The organism is Enterococcus sp. DIV0712, from assembly GCF_050554855.1.
Taxonomy (GTDB): domain Bacteria; phylum Bacillota; class Bacilli; order Lactobacillales; family Enterococcaceae; genus Enterococcus; species Enterococcus faecalis.
This window is the reverse complement of sequence record NZ_CP187333.1, coordinates 2,728,015-2,747,333: the sequence shown is the minus strand read 5'-3', so window position 1 is coordinate 2,747,333 and position 19,319 is coordinate 2,728,015. Positions and strand designations below refer to the sequence as shown.

Genomic DNA, 19,319 nt, shown 5'->3' with positions numbered 1-19,319 from the left:
AGAGTATACAAATACGATGATAAACAGTTGAAGCGAATCTTGATTTGCTTTTCCTAAACCTGATTCTTTTAGAATCAGGTTTTTGTTTATCTAAAAGGCGGCATTCGTTCAAAAACGGCTGTCGCCTTTTTTTATGAAATTTTTTTAATATAAAAAATTTCATAAAAAAATCTTAAAAACAGAAAAAATTGTTATAGATTAGAGTCATTTTTTTGATGTAAAGTTTTTATGACTTACAGCCATAAAATTGATAAAAACAGTCAAAGAAGCAGAAAAAATAATAGTGGAATTTCTCAAAAAAATAAAAAAATTTTCCGTTATTTAATTATCAATTTATCAAACGATAAGTTATAATAAAATAATTTATTTATCTTTAATGATTGAGGAGAAATGTATAAACTTCCTCATTTTCCTCTCATTGTATAATAACTCACTAATGAATTAGTGAGTTTTTTAACATATCCAGGATGTTTGTTATCAAATGAATTTTTATATAAAAATTCACAGCATTATATTTTGAAAAGCTGAGGAAATGTACTAAACTGCAGGTGTTAAATCCATTTAAATCGCTAAAGGGGGAGATGAACAACTAGGGGAAGCTAATGATCTTGGTATTTATCGTTTATTTTAAAGAAAAGAGGGACGATCAGATGAAAAAGAAAATTGTTGAGGATTTTAATCGGAAAAGTCAGCATAAAAAATGGACAAAACGCAAGATGCTTAATTTAGCAATATCAAGTGGTTTATTATTTACGTCATTAGCAATCCCTGTAAGTATAGCTGTTACCTCTGGCACAATCAGTGCATCAGCAGCGGTCTTGGATATCGAATTATTATCAAATGTTACGTCAAATAATGACAGTGGCACTTCAACGAGTAATCGTTGGACAGCCGCAAACCAAAATCAACCAGTTAATTTCACGGTTTCTGGTGGCGCTTTAGCAGATGCTTCCGCTGTGTTTAGTGGACAAAAACAAGCGGTGTTAGTGATTCCTCCTGAGTTAAGAGGAAATGTAGCTGCAGCAGGCAGCGCAGCAATCAATACCAACGTTACGATTGATCTTTCAAAAGTTACTTTTTTGACTGCCGTTTTGAATGCAGCCAATGATTTAACCAATGTCATTACTCAAATTACCAGTGGAGCGTTAGGGAATTTAACTGGTGTTGATATTGATCTGACGGAAGTGAATCGTCAATTGGAATTAGTGAATAACATTGAAAACTTAGGTGCTGCTTCATTTACAGCTCCGGAAACGTTAGCAGCTGACGGCTCATACATTAGCGCACCAATTAGTGATGGTTTAGGGTTAGTTTTAGCCCAAAATGTTTCAAACATCTTACAAGATTTGAATGCGGCAGTTCAAGCTTTGGAGGCAAAAGGAACCAGTATCCCAAGTAATCTTGTCGCCACAGCCATAAATGCAGCCTTGCTTCCTGTCAAAGGCACGGTAAACGTGGCTGTTTCAGGTGCTTTGCCTTTATTAGCGGTTGGTGGTTCAGGTGTGAATGAGTTAGTGGATGCTTCTTTACTAGGCGCAACTACGGTTACTTTACCAACTACCGTTTCAACACCTCAAAATTTATCCAATAATTTAGATGCTCGTTTTGTAGGAACAGTCGTTCAAACAGATCTTTTAGACGTTAATTTATTAGCAACAGCAGACGGTGTATCCAACATTTATTTTGCTGCAGGTACTACTAGTGAAGTAACCGCACCTACCGTAACAGGAGTAACAGGCAATTCAACAGCAGGTTACGAAGTTAAAGGAACTGCCGATGCCAATGCCACGGTTGAGATCCGAAATGCAGGAGGTGCCGTGATAGGTACAGGTACTGCTGATGGGACAGGGGCATTTACAGTTACCATTCCCGCAGGTGAAGCAGGTGCGAATGAAACGTTAACCGCCGTAGCGAAAAACGCCAGCGGTACAGAAAGTACGCCAACAACGTTCCAAACACCAGCGGATGAAGCAACCGTAACCGCACCAACAATCACAGGAGTGACAGGTAATTCAACGGCAGGTTACGAGGTCAAAGGAACTGCCGATGCCAATGCCACGGTTGAAATCCGAAATGCAGGAGGTGCCGTGATAGGTACAGGTACCGCTGATGGGACAGGGGCATTTACAGTTACCATTCCCGCAGGTGAAGCAGGTGCCAATGAAACGTTAACCGCCGTAGCGAAAAACGCCAGCGGCACAGAAAGTACGCCAACAACGTTCCAAACGCCAGCGGATCCTAATACGCCCGTGGCGACGCCAATTGTTGAGACTGTAACAGGTAGTACAACAAAAGGCTATGAGGTCAAAGGGACTGCTGAAGTTGGCACCACCATTGAGGTTCGCGATGCAGCTGGCACGGTCCTTGGTACTGCAACAACTGGAACTGACGGAAAATATACAGTGACTTTAGATTCAGGAACAGCAACAGCAAATCAAACGCTGAGCGTTGTAGCGAAAAACGCTAGTGGCACGGAAAGTCAACCAGCAACGGCGACAACACCAGCTGATGTCACTGCACCAACAGTTGATAACATCACAGGCAACTCTGGTTCGGGTTATGAAATTACAGGAACAGCAGACCCTAACACAACAATCGAAGTTCGTGATCCATCTGGGGCAGTCATTGGTACAGGTACCTCTGATACGAATGGTGATTTTACTGTAACGCTACCAACGGGAACGACCAATCCTGGGGATACGTTAACAGTGATTGGAAAGGATAACGCGGGAAATGAAAGTCAACCGACTGAAGTCCTTGTTCCTGCTGATGCCACGGTTACAGCACCAACTGTAACAGGAGTAACAGGTAATTCAGTTGCTGGTTATCAGGTGACAGGCACCGCTGATCCGAATGCTACCATCGAAATTCGTGATGCAGATGGGAACGTGATTGCAACAGGGACTGCCGATGGGACTGGTTCCTTTGCTGTGAACCTTCCAGCTGGGACGGCAAATGCGAATGAAACATTGACAGCGTTAGCCAAAGATCCTGCTGGCAATACAAGTACACCGACAACCTTCCAAACACCAGCAGATGAAGTAGTGGCACCGCCAAGTGTCGACAAAGTTACTGGGAATACAACACAAGGATATCAAGTGACAGGTACCGCTGAACTTGGCACCACCATTGAAGTTCGTGCAACAGACGGAACAGTTTTAGGCACCGCAACAACTGGACCGACTGGCCAATATACTGTGACGTTAGCTTCAGGAAAAGCAACAGCTAAACAAACAGTGAATGTAGTTGCTAAAAATGATACTGGACTTGAGAGTCAACCAACTACAGCTATGACACCCGCTGATGTTACCACACCAACAATTGGTGACATTACTGGAGATTCAACAACTGGTTATGAAATCACTGGGACGGCGGACCCTAATACCACCATTGAAGTGCGGAACCCAGATGGAACAATTATTGGTACAACGACAACGGATGATCAAGGAAACTTTACTGTGGACCTTCCAGCGGGAGCCGCTAATCCTGGTGATACATTAACAGTTGTTGGAAAAGACGGTGACGGCAATGAAAGTCAACCAACGGAAGTGACGGTCCCTGAAGATGCAACCGTAGCAGCACCAACTGTGACGACTGTTACAGGAACAACTGCCACTGGGTATCAAGTAACCGGCACGGCAGAGCCAAATGTCACCATTGAGATTCACAATGAAGCAGGTTTAGTTATTGCTACGGGAACGACTGATGGTGCTGGCGCATTTACAATCACTCTTCCGACGGGCACAGCAACAGCCAACGAAGCCTTAACTGCCATTGCGAAAGATGCTGCTGGGAAAGAAAGTAATCCGACTGCTTTCAAAACACCTGCTGATCCAGATGCACCAGTCGCGACACCTACTGTTGACAAAATCACTGGTAGCACGACAAAAGGCTATCAAGTAGTAGGAGCAGCAGAAGTTGGTACAACAGTTGAGGTGCGTGACGCCGATGGCACAGTCCTTGGCATGGCAACTACTGGAACTGATGGCAAATACACAGTGACTTTAGAGCCAGGGAAGGCCTCAGCTAACGAAACAATAACTGTCGTAGCGAAAAATGCAACAGGGAAAGAAAGTCAGCCAGCTACAGCAACTACACCAGCCGACTTAGCCACACCAACCATTGATTCTATTACCGGAAATTCTGGTAAAGGTTACGAAATCACTGGAACGGCGGAGCCCAAAACCACTATTGATGTCCGTGACGCAGACGGAACCATCATTGCTGCTACCACTGCTAACGAAACCGGCCAATATACGGTGACTCTACCAGCTGGCGTAGTGACACCAGGAGAAACGATTACGATTATTAGCAAAGATGGCGCTGGCAATGAAAGTCAACCAGCTACAGCCGTTATTCCAGCGGATGTTGTTTTAGCGGCGCCAACTATTACGAAGGTTGAAGGAAACAAAGCCAATGGCTATACAGTCACTGGAACTGCTGATCCAAATGTCACGGTTCAATTTTACAATAGCAGTGAACAATTATTGGCAAGTGGCAATACAACTACTGGAGGCACCTTCTCCGTTCATATTGCAGCAGGGTTAGCAACAGAAAAAGAAACGTTAACCGCACTAACCACAGATACACAAGGAAATGTGAGTCCTAAAACCACATTTATGACGCCAGCCGATATTACGGGAGAACCAGAAATTAAAATTGCGGCACCAACTGTCTCTTCAGTTTTAGGAACGTCTAAAGCCGGCTACCTCATCAAAGGAACAGCTGAACCAAACCGAATCATTCAAATTAGTAACCGACTATTAAGAAGTGTGATTGCTGTAGGTGCCACCGATGCTGAAGGCAACTTCGCTATCCAATTAACAGCGGGACAAGCGACTGCTCAACAAAGTTTACTTGCGACAGCTACCGATGGCGCAGGACATTACAGTACGGCTACAACCTTCATGACACCAGCCGACCCAACGAATCCTGGAGGAGGCAATGGTAACACTGGCGGAAATAACGGCAATACAGGCGGCAACACAGGAAACAATGGCGCAACTGGCGGGAATAATGGAAATGGTTCAAACACAGGTTCAAATCCAAATGGAGGTTCTGGTTTAGGCACAACAGGTTCTGGCTTAGGTTCACTAGGCAATGTCCTCGGTACAAATGGTAGTGGCTACAATCCGAAACTAAGTACCATCAGTTATGGCACTGGAAATCACGGGAAAACAGGCTTCTTACCTAGCACAGGTGAAAAAGAGTCTTCAGCCGTGACAACAAGTTTGTTTGGCGCCTTTGTCGCACTCCTTGCGAGCATGGGAATCATCAAACGCAAACGTAAAAACTAGCTCTCTCCTTTAATTCCTATAGATGAGAAAACGTATTGTTGAGAATTCCCCACTCAATGATACGTTTTCTCGTTCCATTTAATGAAGAAAAATTGCCAAATAGAATAAAATGTGCTATTCTATTTTCAGAAAATCGAAGGAACAAGCAGTGAAAGTGCTAAATCCAACCTGAATTTTTTAATGCAGGAGGAGTGGGCGCTTTTTTTGTTGTTATGAAGAAAGGAAGCTAATTATGCAATCAGCTACAATGGAATTTGATACAATTGCGGCGATTTCTACGCCGCCAGGTGAAGGTGCGATTAGTATTGTTCGTTTAAGTGGCGAGCAAGCAGTTGCTATTGCAAACAAAGTTTATCGGTCAGGCACTAAAGATTTAGCTAAAGTCCCCACGCACACGATTCATTATGGTCATATTGTTGATCCGCAAAACGATCAATTGATTGATGAAGTCATGCTTTCTGTGATGCGGTCACCGAAAACATTTACACGAGAAGACGTGGTAGAAATTAACTGTCATGGCGGCATTGTCGTGGTGAACCAACTACTGCAATTACTGTTACGTGAAGGCGCACGAATGGCCGAACCTGGGGAATTTACAAAACGTGCTTTTCTAAATGGCCGAATGGATCTTTCACAAGCAGAAGCAGTGATGGACTTAATCCGTGCTAAAACAGATAAAGCGATGAATGTTGCATTGAATCAATTGGATGGTAACTTGTCGGCGTTAATTCGTTCATTAAGACAAGAAATTTTAAATACTTTAGCACAAGTAGAAGTTAATATCGATTATCCAGAGTATGATGATGTCGAAGAATTAACCACGAAATTACTTTTAGAAAAAGCCGAATTTGTGAAAGCGCAGATTCAACAATTATTAACGACCGCTAAACAAGGAAAAATTTTGCGAGAAGGTCTAAGTACAGTAATTATTGGCCGACCAAATGTCGGGAAATCCAGTTTGTTAAACCATCTGTTACGAGAAGAAAAAGCCATCGTTACAGATATTGCTGGAACGACACGTGATGTCATTGAAGAATACGTTAACGTTCGCGGCGTTCCTTTAAAATTAATTGATACAGCGGGGATTCGCGAAACAGAAGACATTGTGGAACGAATTGGTGTCGAACGTAGCCGCAAAGCGTTAGCAGATTCGGATTTAATTTTGTTAGTCTTAAATCAAAGCGAAGAATTGACAGAGGAAGATCGTCAACTGTTGGAAGCAACGAAAGGCTTAAAACGCGTTATTCTTTTAAATAAAATGGACTTACCGACAAAACTAGATCCTAACGAATTACAAGAATTAGTCCCTGCAGAAGAAATTTTATCCGTTTCGGTGTTGTCAAACACAGGCTTAGATCAGTTAGAAGCGAAAATTGCTGATCTTTTCTTTGGCGGCCAAACAGGCGAAAAAGATGCTACCTATATTTCTAATACACGTCATATTGCTTTGCTGGATCAAGCAGCGCTTTCGTTACAAGAAGTGATTAACGGCATCGAAGCAGGTATGCCAGTCGATTTAGTTCAAATTGATATGACCCGTTGTTGGGATTATTTAGGGGAAATCGTCGGCGATAGTGTCCAAGATGAATTAATTACACAGTTATTTAGTCAATTTTGTTTAGGAAAATAAGACAAGAGAGGAATTTTTTATGAATCAATATCAAGCAGAATCATATGATGTTATTGTCGTCGGTGCTGGACATGCTGGCTCTGAAGCAGCCTTAGCAGCCGCACGAATGGGCGTTAAAACGTTACTTTTAACGATTAATTTAGATATGGTTGCTTTTATGCCATGTAACCCTTCTGTTGGTGGACCTGCCAAAGGAGTCGTTGTCCGAGAAATCGATGCATTAGGCGGCGAAATGGGTAAAAACATTGATAAAACCTACATCCAAATGCGGATGCTAAATACTGGTAAAGGTCCAGCAGTGCGTGCGTTGCGCGCGCAAGCTGACAAACATGCCTATGCGACAGAAATGAAACATACCATTGAAAAAGAAGAAAATTTAACCCTTCGTCAAGGGATTGTTGAAGAATTAATCGTGGAAGATGGCGTTTGTCGTGGTGTTGTAACTTCAACAGGTGCCGCATACCGTAGTCAAGCAGTGGTGATTACTGCCGGTACTGCCTTGCGTGGCGAAATTATTATTGGTGAATTAAAATATTCATCAGGACCAAACAATTCGCAACCTTCCGTTGGTTTAGCCAATCATTTAAAAGAATTAGGTTTAGAAATCGATCGCTTTAAAACAGGAACGCCGCCGCGAGTAAAATCAAGTACGATTGATTATTCTGTGACAGAGGAACAACCAGGCGATAAAGAACCCAACCACTTTAGTTACAGCACGCCAGATAGTGCCTACAATCAAAACCAAGAACCTTGTTGGTTAACTTATACGAATGAAACAACGCATGAAATTATTCAAAAAAATCTACACCGCGCCCCAATGTTTACTGGGATTGTGGAAGGTGTGGGCGCTCGGTATTGCCCATCCATCGAGGACAAAATTGTTCGTTTTGCAGACAAACCAAGACACCAATTGTTCTTGGAACCAGAAGGGTTGAATACCGAAGAAGTTTACGTCCAAGGCTTATCTACTTCTTTACCAGAAGATGTCCAAACAGAAATGCTTCATTCTATTGAAGGATTAGAAAAAGTAGAAATGATGCGTACAGGTTACGCCATTGAATACGATGTGGTAGTCCCTCACCAATTACGCCCAACATTAGAAACAAAGGTCATTGAAAATCTTTATACAGCAGGTCAAACGAACGGAACTAGTGGCTACGAAGAAGCTGCTGGTCAAGGCTTGATGGCAGGAATTAATGCTGCATTGAAAATTCAAGGCAAAGAGCCTCTTGTTTTAAAACGTAGTGATGGCTATATTGGCGTCATGATTGACGATTTAGTTACAAAAGGCACTAACGAACCTTATCGCTTATTAACGTCACGTGCGGAGTATCGTTTGATTTTACGACATGACAATGCGGACTTACGTTTAACAGAAATGGGTCATGAAATTGGCTTAGTCAAAGAAGAACAATATGCCGCCTATCTAGTCAAAAAAGCGGCTGTTGAAGCGGAAATTGCCCGCTTAGGCAAACATCGGATTAAACCAACCAAAGAAGTGCAAGCATTTTTGGAAACCAAAGGCGCTGCTGGCTTAAAAGATGGTATTTTAGCTAGAGATTTTCTGAAACGCCCAGAAATCAGTTATCAAGAAGTCGCTCAATTTATTCCCGCACCTGAAGAGGCGCTTGATTCAAAAGTGATTGAACAAGTAGAAATTCAAATCAAGTACGAAGGCTACATAAAAAAAGCCATGGAAAAAGTTGAGAAACTAAAACGCATGGAAGCAAAACGCATTCCAGAAAACATCGATTACCAAGCGATTAACGGCTTGGCTACAGAAGCAAAACAAAAACTACAAAAAATCCAACCAGAAACGATTGCCCAAGCAAGCCGTATCAGCGGTGTGAACCCCGCTGACATTAGCATTTTGATGGTCTACATCGAACAAGGAAAAATCGCGAAAGTGCAAGGATAATAAAAATTTGAAGCAGTTGCTTCTTCACGGATGATTGATTGTGAAGAAGCAACTGCTTTTTTGTTTTGAATTAGTCTACTTTTTTTTCTAAACTGCAAAAAAAGACTGTCTTAAATAATTTCACAAACTGACCTATACTGAAAGCGCAAACAAATGATAGGAGTGGAACAAATGACAGATTGGTTAGGAATTAAAGGAAAAGTAGTGATTGTTACAGGAGGCTCATCTGGTATTGGTCGCAGCATTGTTGAAAGCTTGTTAGCACAAGAGGTCTATGTCGCTAATTTTGATATTTCAGCATCAGAAACGCAACATGAGCATTTACTCTTTGTGAAAGTCGATGTAACTTCTCGAGCAGAAGTAGAAGCTGGTGTCGCTCAAGTGGTGGAAAAATTTGGAACCGTAGATGGCCTAGTAAATAATGCCGGAATCAATATTCCTCGTCTATTGGTGGATAAAAATCATCCTCATGGGCCTTATGAATTATCGGATGAGGTATTCGACAAAATTGTAGCCATCAATCAAAAAGGGCTCTACCTAATGAGCCAAGCAGTGGGCCGGATTCTTGTACAAAAACAAGCAGGTGTCATTATTAATATGTCTTCAGAAGCTGGATTAGAAGGATCCGAAGGGCAAAGCGCCTACGCTGCAACGAAAGCAGCGGTCAGCAGTTATACACGTTCATGGGCTAAAGAGTTAGGAAAATCAAACGTCCGTGTCGTGGGGATTGCGCCAGGTATTATGGAAGAAACGGGCTTGCGCACTTTAGCATACGAAGAAGCATTGGCTTATACACGAAATATTTCTGTTGAGCAATTGCGAGCAGGTTATTCAAAAACAAGTACGATTCCATTAGGTCGTAGCGGAAAACTCCATGAAGTCGCTGACTTAGTATGCTATTATTTATCAGACCGTTCAAGCTATATTACAGGCATCACCACAAACGTAGCTGGAGGTAAAACAAGAGGATAGAGGTGGGAAAACTAAATGACGCTAGTAAATAGATGGTACCAAGTAATAAAATTACTAGTTGATCACAAAGGAATGAGCTTACAGGAATTGCAAGAGAAATTAGCCGCAAGTCCTCAAACAGTTCGTAAAAACATTGATACATTGAATGATGAATTAATCGGTATCGCCCAAATTATTCAGAAGGAAAATCTCTTTCAGTTAGAAATCAATAACTTTGAAGGTTTTGAAGAGGTTTTGTCTGGACGGCTAAAAAGGGAATCTGATTTTAATTCTTCAAGCAAGCGTGTTTCCTACATTATCAAACGATTAATAGAAGAAGATCAATTTATTTCAACTTATGATTTATCCGAAGAACTCGCCGTTAGTCGCGGCACAGTTAATAAAGACATTAAGCGCATGAAAGAGCTGATTGCTCCTTGGCAGGTTGCGGTTGTAGGCACGCCAAACCGTGGCATTCATTTAGAAGGAAAAGAGTTTGATTTACGCTTACTTCATGTGAATTACGTCCAAGAATATTTTGAAGAACAGTTTCTTCATGAAACTACCAAACAAATGATACAAAAAATAATCAAAGAAACAAGACTAGCGAAACAAGATAGTTTTCTTTTACGAAGAGTGGTTTCAATTGTTTTGCAGCGTGTTTTAGCTGGAAAACTCATTACGGAACTACCACCAGAATATGTTGATTATGTTCGTCATAACGAGCAGATTGAAGAACTGATGTATCACTTGGAAATAACCTATAATGTAACGTTAAGCCAATGGGAACGTTCCTTTATCAGCTTTCCTTTTAACATCAACACAAACCATATTCGTAATTCTTTATTGGCTGATGAAGGACTCTTAGCTGACTATTTTCAAAAAATGATGAAAAAAATTCATCATTCAGTTGTTGTTGAATTTGATGAGGACTTCTTGTTTTCAGAAATGAAAGATCATTTAAGAAACGTGATGAATCGACTCGTTTTTCATGTGGAATGTCACGATTTATTTTACGGAGAAATTGAACGACAATATCCTTTGGCCTATGAATTAGCCAAGATTGGCTTGCAAGAATTGGGCCGTTTGTTAAATCGTTGTGTGCCGACGGTTGAATTTGGGTATCTCGCTTTGTATTTTGAGCTAGCATTGAGAGGGAACTATGAAGCGGGAGCCAAAAAAGAAATCGCTGTAATCTGCAGTACAGGTCATGGAACGGCCTTGATCATTCAGCGGCAATTGGAAAAAGTTTTGGGTCCAGACGTCCAGATTGCCCATTTTTCTGAAGAAGAGGCAGAGAGAAGAGAATTGAATCAATATTTTGCTATTTTTACAACCATTCCCTTAAAAAATATTCGACCACAAACACCGATGATCCATTTAACTAATTTATTTAACGATACTTGGCTCAGAAATGAGTGGCAGAGAGCAAAAGAAATTCGTTCCGTGGAATCTCAAAATATTCATATGACCTATCAATTATTAGAGAATACTCAAGGTTACCGAGCGAATATCCAGAAAATGATTGCTGATTTAGAAGCAGAAAAATTAGTAGATCCCCAATTTATCGAACGAATTTTTACTAGAGAAGATCAACAAACAACTATTTTTGAATCGGGGATTGCCTTTCCCCATACAATTAATCAAGCCTTACCAACGATTATTTTATCGATTGGGGTTTTTGAAGAATCACTGGTTACACCAGAAGGTAAAGTTGATGTTATTTTGCTGTTGGGTATTCCAGAAGAGCTGACTGCCACTGTTGAAGCAGAGTTACTACAACTATATGACCGCTTGTTTACAATCGCAGGAGACGAACGTTTACGTAATGAGTTACGGAAGCAACGAGATGTTTTAGCAGTTAAAGAGTGGATGCAAAGGAAGGGGATTATCATATGAGTTTTATCTACGTATTCGGGGCGCTTTTTTTAACAGCTTACTTCGTTCAGATAGCTATGGGAATGAAACAGATTAAACACTTTAATCAAAACTACCAAGAATTGCGACAATTAGGAAAAGTCGCGATTGGTCGACGTGCAGGGAAGTTAAAAGCAGGCACGATTATCTTGTTTGCTGTGGATTCGCAAGGGAAAATCTTAGCCGCTAGAAAGATGCAAGGTGTCACCGTTCTAGCTAAATTTCATCCCTTACCTCAGTACGTGAACGAGGATATTCATTATATGGATCATTACCATCCACTCGTACAAAAGGAAAATAAATTAACCCAACAAGCGATGGAAAATGCACGAGAAATTTACTTACGTGTTGAGCTTGGCAATTATCAAGAAACACAACCATTAACGCCGCTTAATGGAGCCAAAATTCAATGGCAATTATGGAAAAATAAAGTACAAACAAAATTGAAAGGAAGTGTCGAGTAATGTCTTATATTACAAAATTTGCGGAAGGATTTATGCACCTTTTCCAAACAGGAGCAGAAACATTTATTTCTTGGATGACAGGCATCGTACCTGTTGTTTTGATGTTAATGGTAGCTATGAATACTTTAATTGCTTTTCTAGGAGAAGAAAGAGTAACCAAGGTAGCCAAACTTTCTGCCAAAAATCCTGTTACGCGGTATTTAGTGCTGCCTTTTTTATCCGCGTTTATGTTAGGCAATCCAATGTCCTTTACGATGGCACGATTTTTACCAGAATACTATAAACCTAGCTATTATGCTGCACAAGCGCAATTTTGTCATACCAGTAATGGAGTTTTTCCTCATATTAATCCTGGTGAATTGTTCGTTTGGTTAGGGATTGCGCAAGGGATTGATACGTTAGGACTAAATTCGATGGACCTAGCGATTCGCTATATGTTTGTAGGGATATTAATGAATTTTATTGGCGGTTGGGTTACCGATTTCACTACCGCCTATGTTTGCAAACAACAAGGAATTACCCTTAGTAAAACAGTAGAGATTGCTGTGGATTAGAAAGGAGCAAGGTGAGATGACGTACAATAGTATTAAGGTAGTTAAAGGAAATGGCGGTTATGGTGGGCCCTTAGTGATTACACCGACAGAAGAAAAACATAAATTTATTTACATTACAGGTGGCGGCGAGAAACCCGCAATCGTTGATAAAATCGTAGAATTGACAGGAATGGAAGCGGTCAATGGTTTTAAGACATCGATTCCAGATGATGAAATCGCATTAGCCATTATTGATTGTGGAGGCACTCTTCGTTGCGGAATTTATCCTAAAAAAGGAATTCCTACTATTAACGTTGTTCCAACTGGCAAAAGTGGTCCCTTAGCACAATACATTAATGAGACAATTTATGTTTCCGCTGTAGGCCCGAAACAGATTACATTGACATCAGAAGAAGCTGCTGCTGATACAGAAAAGCCCACCTCGAAAAAAACAGAATTTAAATATGATACAAGTAAAAAAATTACTGAACAAAAAGCGGAACAACAAAGTTTTGTTGCGAAAATTGGTATGGGTGCAGGAAAAGTTGTAGCGACATTCAACCAATCAGCCCGTGAAGGCGTACAAACGATGATCAACACAGTGATTCCGTTTATGGCATTTGTTTCTTTATTAATTGGTGTGATTCAAGGTTCAGGAATTGGTGAATTTTTTGCCAATATCATGGCGCCATTGGCAGGAAACATTGTGGGTTTAACAATTATTGGTTTTATTTGTTCTCTGCCATTTCTTTCTCCTTTATTAGGTCCTGGAGCAGTAATCAGCCAAGTAATTGGTACGTTAATTGGTGTGGAAATTGGGAAAGGCAACATTCCGCCACAACTAGCCTTACCAGCATTGTTTGCTATTAATACACAAAACGCGTGCGACTTTATTCCCGTGGGCTTAGGCTTGGAAGAAGCTGAAGCCGAAACCGTTGAAGTCGGGGTCCCTTCTGTTTTATATTCTCGTTTCTTAAATGGTGCCCCTCGAGTACTAGTTGCTTGGTTAGCAAGTTTTGGATTGTATAGTTAAAAAATTTTTTTGGAGGATGGGAAATGTCAGTATTTACAACAAAGGTTCAGTCTATTGGACCAGAAGCCGAATTATTTAAAGAAGAAAAAATGGTCATCTTATTTGGAAAAGATGCACCAGATGCTTTAGCAGATTATTGTTATAACATTGAGGTTCAGCCAGTCACAGAAGCGATTACGGACAAGCAAACGTTAGTGATTGATGAACAAACTTACCAGATTACCGCTGTAGGCGAGGTAGTATTAACTAATTTAGACACATTGGGTCACATTACTATTAAATTTGATGGCGCAACAACACCTGAATTACCAGGTACATTATATGTTGAAGAAAAAGCTATTCCTGAAATAACTGTTGGTACAACAATCACTATTCTATAATTATCGTTTAAGGGAGGAACGTAAAAGATGGAATTTATGCTAGATACAATTAATCTTGAGGCTATTCGAAAGTATCAGAAAATTTTACCACTGGCAGGCGTAACGTCTAATCCTAGTATTGTTAAGCAAGCAGGAAAAATTGACTTCTTTGCGCAGATGAAAGAAATCAAAAAAACGATTGGACAAGCGAGTTTGCACGTCCAAGTGGTCGGTCAAACGACAGAAGAGATGCTAGAAGATGCCCAAACCATTGTACAACAATTAGGCCAAGAAACATTCATTAAAATCCCAGTCAATGAAGCAGGCTTGGTAGCCATCAAACAACTAAAGCAGGCAAATTATCGGATAACAGCAACCGCTATTTATACAGAATTTCAAGGCTACCTAGCGATTGCGGCAGGTGCAGATTATTTAGCGCCTTATTATAATAGGATGGAGAATTTAACAATTGATTCTCAAAAGGTTATTGAGCATTTAGCTGCAGAAATTAAACGGACGAACGCAAAGAGTAAGATCTTAGCTGCTAGTTTTAAAAACGTGGCACAAATTAATCAAGCCTGTCAAATGGGGGCGCAAGCGGTCACTATCGCACCAGAACTCGTGACACAAGGCTTGGCAATGCCCGCCATTCAAAAAGCAGTAACTGATTTTCAGGAAGATTGGGTTGCTGTTTTTGGAGTAGAAACGGTAAACGAATTAGCATAAAAAGGACGAGAAGAAAAAGCGGCCATTTTTCTTCTCGTTCTTTTTTTGTTTCACATGAAACATCTACGATTATTCACTTGCTTAAAAATTAGACAATTTTCTTTATTTGTCAAAGAATTTCTTAAAAAAAAGGGTTATCTTTTGGGTATTTTTTTTGGTAGCAGTATGATGAGGGTATCAAATGATAGGAGGAAACGAGAATGAGATACACAAATGGAAATTATGAAGCATTTGCTCGACCAAGAAAACCAAAAGGTGTAGATGACAAGAGTGCCTACATCGTTGGTGGTGGCCTAGCAGGTTTAGCAACGGCTGTTTTCTTAATTCGTGACGGTCAAATGAAGGGCGAAAATATTCACATTTTTGAAGAACTCACGCTGTCTGGCGGTTCTTTAGATGGTAAATTTATTCCCCATGATGGCTTTGTCACTCGCGGCGGACGCGAAATGGAAAACCATTTCGAGTGTTTGTGGGATCTATTTCGTTCGGTACCATCATTAGAAGTAGAAGATGCCTCTGTCCTAGATGAGTTTTACCGGTTAGATTTAGATGATCCGAATTCTTCAAATTGCCGCATTATTCATAACCGTGGCGAACGTGTCCCCGATGATGGACAATTTACTTTATCCAAAAAAGCACAAAAAGAAATCGTTGATTTATTTATGACTTCTGAAGATCAATTAATTGGCAAAAAAATTGAAGATGTTTTCGGCGAAGAATTTTTTGAATCCAACTTTTGGATCTATTGGTGTTCAATGTTTGCTTTTGAAAAATGGCACTCTGCCATTGAAATGCGCCGCTACATCATGCGCTTTATCCACCACATCAAAGGTTTGCCTGACTTTACAGCCTTGAAGTTTACCAAATACAATCAATACGAATCGTTAGTGAAACCATTATTAAGCTTTTTAACCAATCAAGGGGTAGACTTTCAATATGAAACAACGATCAATGATATCCAAGTCGACATCAAAGGAGCTACTAAAGTTGCTCGGCGATTATTGTTGACACAAGCGGGCAAAACCAAAGAAATTCCTTTAACTGAAAATGATTTAGTCTTCGTAACGAATGGCTCAATTACTGAAAGTTCGACGCAAGGAGATCATCATACACCAGCACCAATTACTCATGAACTAGGGGGAAGTTGGAATCTCTGGAAAAACTTAGCAAAACAATCCCCAGAATTTGGGCACCCAGAAGTTTTCTGTGAAAATTTACCAGATGAAAGTTGGTTTGTCTCAGCAACGATTACGTGGGAAAATTTCGATATTGAACCGTATCTTTCTCGGTTAACACATCGTAAATTACGGACAGGAAAAATTGTCACAGGTGGTATTATTACTATCAAAGACTCTAATTGGATGATGAGTTTCGCTATGCATAGACAACCGCATTTTAAAGAACAAAATGATCAACAATCTATAACTTGGGTATATGGATTACTTTCTAATAAACCAGGAAATTATATCAAAAAACCAATCGAACAATGTACAGGCCAAGAAATTACGCAAGAGTTACTTTATCATTTAGGGGTCCCAGAAGGGGAAATTGAACGTATTTCAGAAGAATCGGCTACCACTATTCCGGTTTATATGCCGTTTATCACTTCTTACTTTATGTTAAGAGAACCAGGCGATCGACCATTAGTTGTACCAAACGGCTCTAAAAATCTTGCTTTCATTGGGAACTTCGCAGATACTGAACGAGATACGGTGTTTACAACAGAGTATTCTGTACGGACAGCGATGGAAGCTGTTTATCAATTGCTAGAGGTTGAACGCGGAGTACCAGAAGTGTTTGCTTCTGCATACGACTTGCGCGTCTTAGCAAACTCTGTTTATTATTTATCTGACAAGAAAAAATTAACAGAAATGGATATGCCGTTCGTGGAACGCAAAATGGTTGAACACTTTGTGAAGAAATTTGAGGATACGTATATTGGTGATATTTTAAGAGAAAATCATTTAATTTAGTTGAAAGAGGTCGGGATAGAAGTGTTTAACTCCGAGAAATAAGAAGGAATTTCCGAAAATTGTTCTATAATTTTTGGAGAATTTCGGCTTATTTCCGAAGGAGTTGCTTCTGTTCCCGCCGTTTATCAGTTTTTGAGCGTGGAGCAAAAATCCAAAGTGATTTTTGTCCCATGCTCTTTTTTGTTGGATTATCAACCGTTGAATAAATATTCATTATTATGTATATTTCTTTTATGATTTTATGAATATTAAATATATAATATGTTGAATGGGAGTAGCCAGTGGGCAACTTCGCAAAAAAATCTTAATTTCTGAAGAGACTTTTTCAAAATTTTGTTGAAAAGAAGGCGCATTTTTACCATAGTTTCTTCACATTTAACGGCTATTATTTAAACATACCCGATAAACAAAACCCTAACAAAACACTTTTTCATTTTTTAACTCCTCCGCCCGCCCTTCCCCAAAGGGCGGGTTGTTTTTTTGCGTTAAAGCAGTTGGCATTTTGCGGGGAAAGGATTATCATTATAGAAGAAGTATATAGAAAAAGGCGGCGAGAAGATGGGACGTTGGCAAGAATTACAACAAGCAATGAGTGCTGGTGTAGAGGCGGCGATTGACGCTGGCTGGGACCGCCAAGCTATTTATGGATTAGTGGAAAGCGCCATAAAAGACACGCGTTTCTTGCCACTTGAGCAAGCGAAAACAGCAGTCACGGAACTGTTTTCTGAAGTGGAAGAAGTGGGCTCTTCAGCGTATGAGCGATTATTTCGCTTTTCGGCTTATCGTCCGCAAGAAAAGCTCTCGTTACTGTTATGGCAATTAGGTGCAGTGTTGGATCAGCATGGCATGTTGCAATTAGTAGGACCTTATCGTTTCTCGAAGACGATTGCACCGCATGCGACGTTTTGGCATTTGTTGGCAAAAACAGTTCAAAAAGCCTATCCGTTAGGTCTTCTTGGGAGCTTTAATCAAGAGAAAGCGAAAAAGATACATCAATTAAGAATGTATATTGATCGTCAAAATATCACGTATATCCGCGATTTTTTTAAACAAGAAGGGGACACCGATGAACAGGCATTAAAACGCTATGTTTTTGCGGCCAAGCCGCAAGGAATGGGCGGGCGGAAACTGAAAAAAAGCTCTGCTCGTTTACACAACAAATACCCTGAGGGGGCATCTTATTCTTTGATTAATAAGAAACGATTGACGCCTAATTTTCACAGTGAGTTTATTTTGAATGAAGAAGGGACCTTTGTAACCCAGTGGGATGTGTTAGTTGAAGACTGGCGAGGCAGATTAATTAGTAATCCAGCTTATTATCAAGCGGCCAAAAACAATGAATACCAGGAAAAAGTCTTGAATGGTGAATCGTTTAATTATGCAAATCGGAATAATCGTACCCATGAATTACTAGATAGTTCACCACCAGGGAGATTTGATCATCAATTACGAAAAACAGCCAAAAAAGGTTGGTTAAGTCCCCGTATCCAAGAATACGACTACCGCAGAGAACGACAAATAAAGTGCGATGATTATAGTAAGTAAAACAAGCCAATGTTTCACATGAAACATTGGCTTGTTTTACTCTTAGAGAAAGGCGGTTTTCGTTGCCGCCAATTGAACATTTTGGCCCGTGGCTAGAGACTTTTTACTACATAAAAAGGCGGGTTTTTCTTTTATCATTCAGGCAAAAATCTTCCGAAAAGCATTGCAAGAAATTGCTATTTGCGTTAAAGTAGGAAAAGATGATTGTGAAACATTTTTCTGTTTCACAAAAAAGGAAGGAGTCTTTATGCTACCCGAAGAATTTAGACAACTATTAGCCGAAAAAGGCATTGAATTGACAAACCAACAGATGACACAATTTGACCAATATTTCCATTTACTAGTAGAATGGAATGAAAAAATGAATTTAACAGCCATTACAGAAGAAAAAGAAGTTTATTTGAAACATTTCTATGATTCTGTTTCGTTGGCATTCTTTGAAGACTTTGCCAGTGACAAAGCCATTTGTGATGTTGGCGCAGGCGCAGGATTTCCAAGTATTCCTTTGAAAATTGTTTTTCCTTCATTAAATGTCACAATTGTTGACTCTTTAAATAAACGAATTACTTTCCTAACAGAGTTGGTGAATCAACTAGGTTTGGCTAATGTTTCTTTGTATCATGATCGTGCAGAAACATTTGGTCAAAAAGCAGAATTTCGTGGCGCGTTTGATTACGTTACAGCGCGAGCAGTTGCACGATTAAATGTTTTAAGTGAACTGTGTTTACCCTTAGTTAAAAAAGAAGGCTATTTTTTAGCCTTAAAAGCATCGAAAAGTGAAGAAGAAATTAATGAAGCAAAACCTGCAATCGCTACATTAGGCGGTCAATTTCAGAAAGAAGTTGGTTTTACTTTGCCGATTACGGCAGACGAACGCCACATTGTCGTGATTCAAAAGAAAAAAGAAACCCCTAAAAAATATCCCAGAAAACCTGGATTACCAAATAAACAACCGATTAAATAAGATGGAGGC

Annotated in this window: 13 protein-coding genes; all 13 read left to right on the top strand. The window is 40.1% G+C overall.

Translation table 11 applies throughout. From position 1 onward, the window contains the following. Positions 1-602: 602 nt before the first annotated feature. The gene (locus IGL42_RS13060; protein WP_104680688.1) at positions 603-5,297 is read left to right on the top strand and encodes an Ig-like domain-containing protein; all 4,695 of its coding nucleotides are present in this window, start codon (positions 603-605) and stop codon (positions 5,295-5,297) included. A 232-nt stretch (positions 5,298-5,529) separates the two neighbouring features. Next, positions 5,530-6,927 (top strand): tRNA uridine-5-carboxymethylaminomethyl(34) synthesis GTPase MnmE, encoded by a 1,398-nt coding sequence (gene mnmE, locus IGL42_RS13055; protein ID WP_104842537.1) that lies wholly within the window; start codon positions 5,530-5,532, stop codon positions 6,925-6,927. A 19-nt stretch (positions 6,928-6,946) separates the two neighbouring features. Continuing rightward, positions 6,947-8,845 carry a tRNA uridine-5-carboxymethylaminomethyl(34) synthesis enzyme MnmG gene (gene mnmG, locus IGL42_RS13050; RefSeq protein WP_002396445.1) on the top strand — a complete coding sequence of 633 codons (1,899 nt, stop codon included), beginning with the start codon at positions 6,947-6,949 and terminating at the stop codon, positions 8,843-8,845. Between the two features lie 171 nt (positions 8,846-9,016). Continuing rightward, complete coding sequence (locus tag IGL42_RS13045) at positions 9,017-9,817, top strand: SDR family oxidoreductase (RefSeq protein ID WP_002355987.1); 801 nt, start codon at positions 9,017-9,019, stop codon at positions 9,815-9,817. Positions 9,818-9,832: 15 nt separating this feature from the next. After that, positions 9,833-11,695 carry a BglG family transcription antiterminator gene (locus tag IGL42_RS13040; RefSeq protein ID WP_002367533.1) on the top strand — a complete coding sequence of 621 codons (1,863 nt, stop codon included), beginning with the start codon at positions 9,833-9,835 and terminating at the stop codon, positions 11,693-11,695. Further along, entirely contained in the window at positions 11,692-12,177 is a 486-nt protein-coding gene (locus IGL42_RS13035; protein WP_002355985.1) for a transcriptional regulator GutM, read from the top strand. The genes IGL42_RS13040 and IGL42_RS13035 overlap by 4 nt, the downstream gene beginning before the upstream one ends. Beyond that, complete coding sequence (gene srlA, locus IGL42_RS13030; RefSeq protein ID WP_002355983.1) at positions 12,177-12,731, top strand: PTS glucitol/sorbitol transporter subunit IIC; 555 nt, start codon at positions 12,177-12,179, stop codon at positions 12,729-12,731. Before IGL42_RS13035 ends, srlA begins: the two co-directional genes overlap by 1 nt. Positions 12,732-12,747: 16 nt before the next feature. Continuing rightward, positions 12,748-13,743, top strand: a complete 996-nt coding sequence (srlE, locus tag IGL42_RS13025; protein WP_002355982.1) for a PTS glucitol/sorbitol transporter subunit IIB — start codon at positions 12,748-12,750, stop codon at positions 13,741-13,743. Between the two features lie 23 nt (positions 13,744-13,766). Beyond that, a complete protein-coding gene (locus tag IGL42_RS13020) occupies positions 13,767-14,123 on the top strand; it encodes a PTS glucitol/sorbitol transporter subunit IIA (protein ID WP_002355981.1) in 357 nt (118 codons plus the stop codon). Between the two features lie 27 nt (positions 14,124-14,150). Next, on the top strand, positions 14,151-14,828 hold the full coding sequence (locus tag IGL42_RS13015; protein WP_002359191.1) for a fructose-6-phosphate aldolase: 678 nt from the start codon (positions 14,151-14,153) through the stop codon (positions 14,826-14,828). A gap of 200 nt (positions 14,829-15,028) precedes the next feature. Next, complete coding sequence (locus tag IGL42_RS13010; RefSeq protein ID WP_002361446.1) at positions 15,029-16,801, top strand: oleate hydratase; 1,773 nt, start codon at positions 15,029-15,031, stop codon at positions 16,799-16,801. Positions 16,802-17,359: 558 nt separating this feature from the next. Next, a complete protein-coding gene (locus IGL42_RS13005) occupies positions 17,360-18,346 on the top strand; it encodes a DUF3114 domain-containing protein (RefSeq protein WP_010710939.1) in 987 nt (328 codons plus the stop codon). A gap of 247 nt (positions 18,347-18,593) precedes the next feature. Further along, the gene (gene rsmG, locus IGL42_RS13000) at positions 18,594-19,310 is read left to right on the top strand and encodes a 16S rRNA (guanine(527)-N(7))-methyltransferase RsmG (RefSeq protein WP_002363562.1); all 717 of its coding nucleotides are present in this window, start codon (positions 18,594-18,596) and stop codon (positions 19,308-19,310) included. The last annotated feature ends 9 nt before the right edge of the window (positions 19,311-19,319 follow it).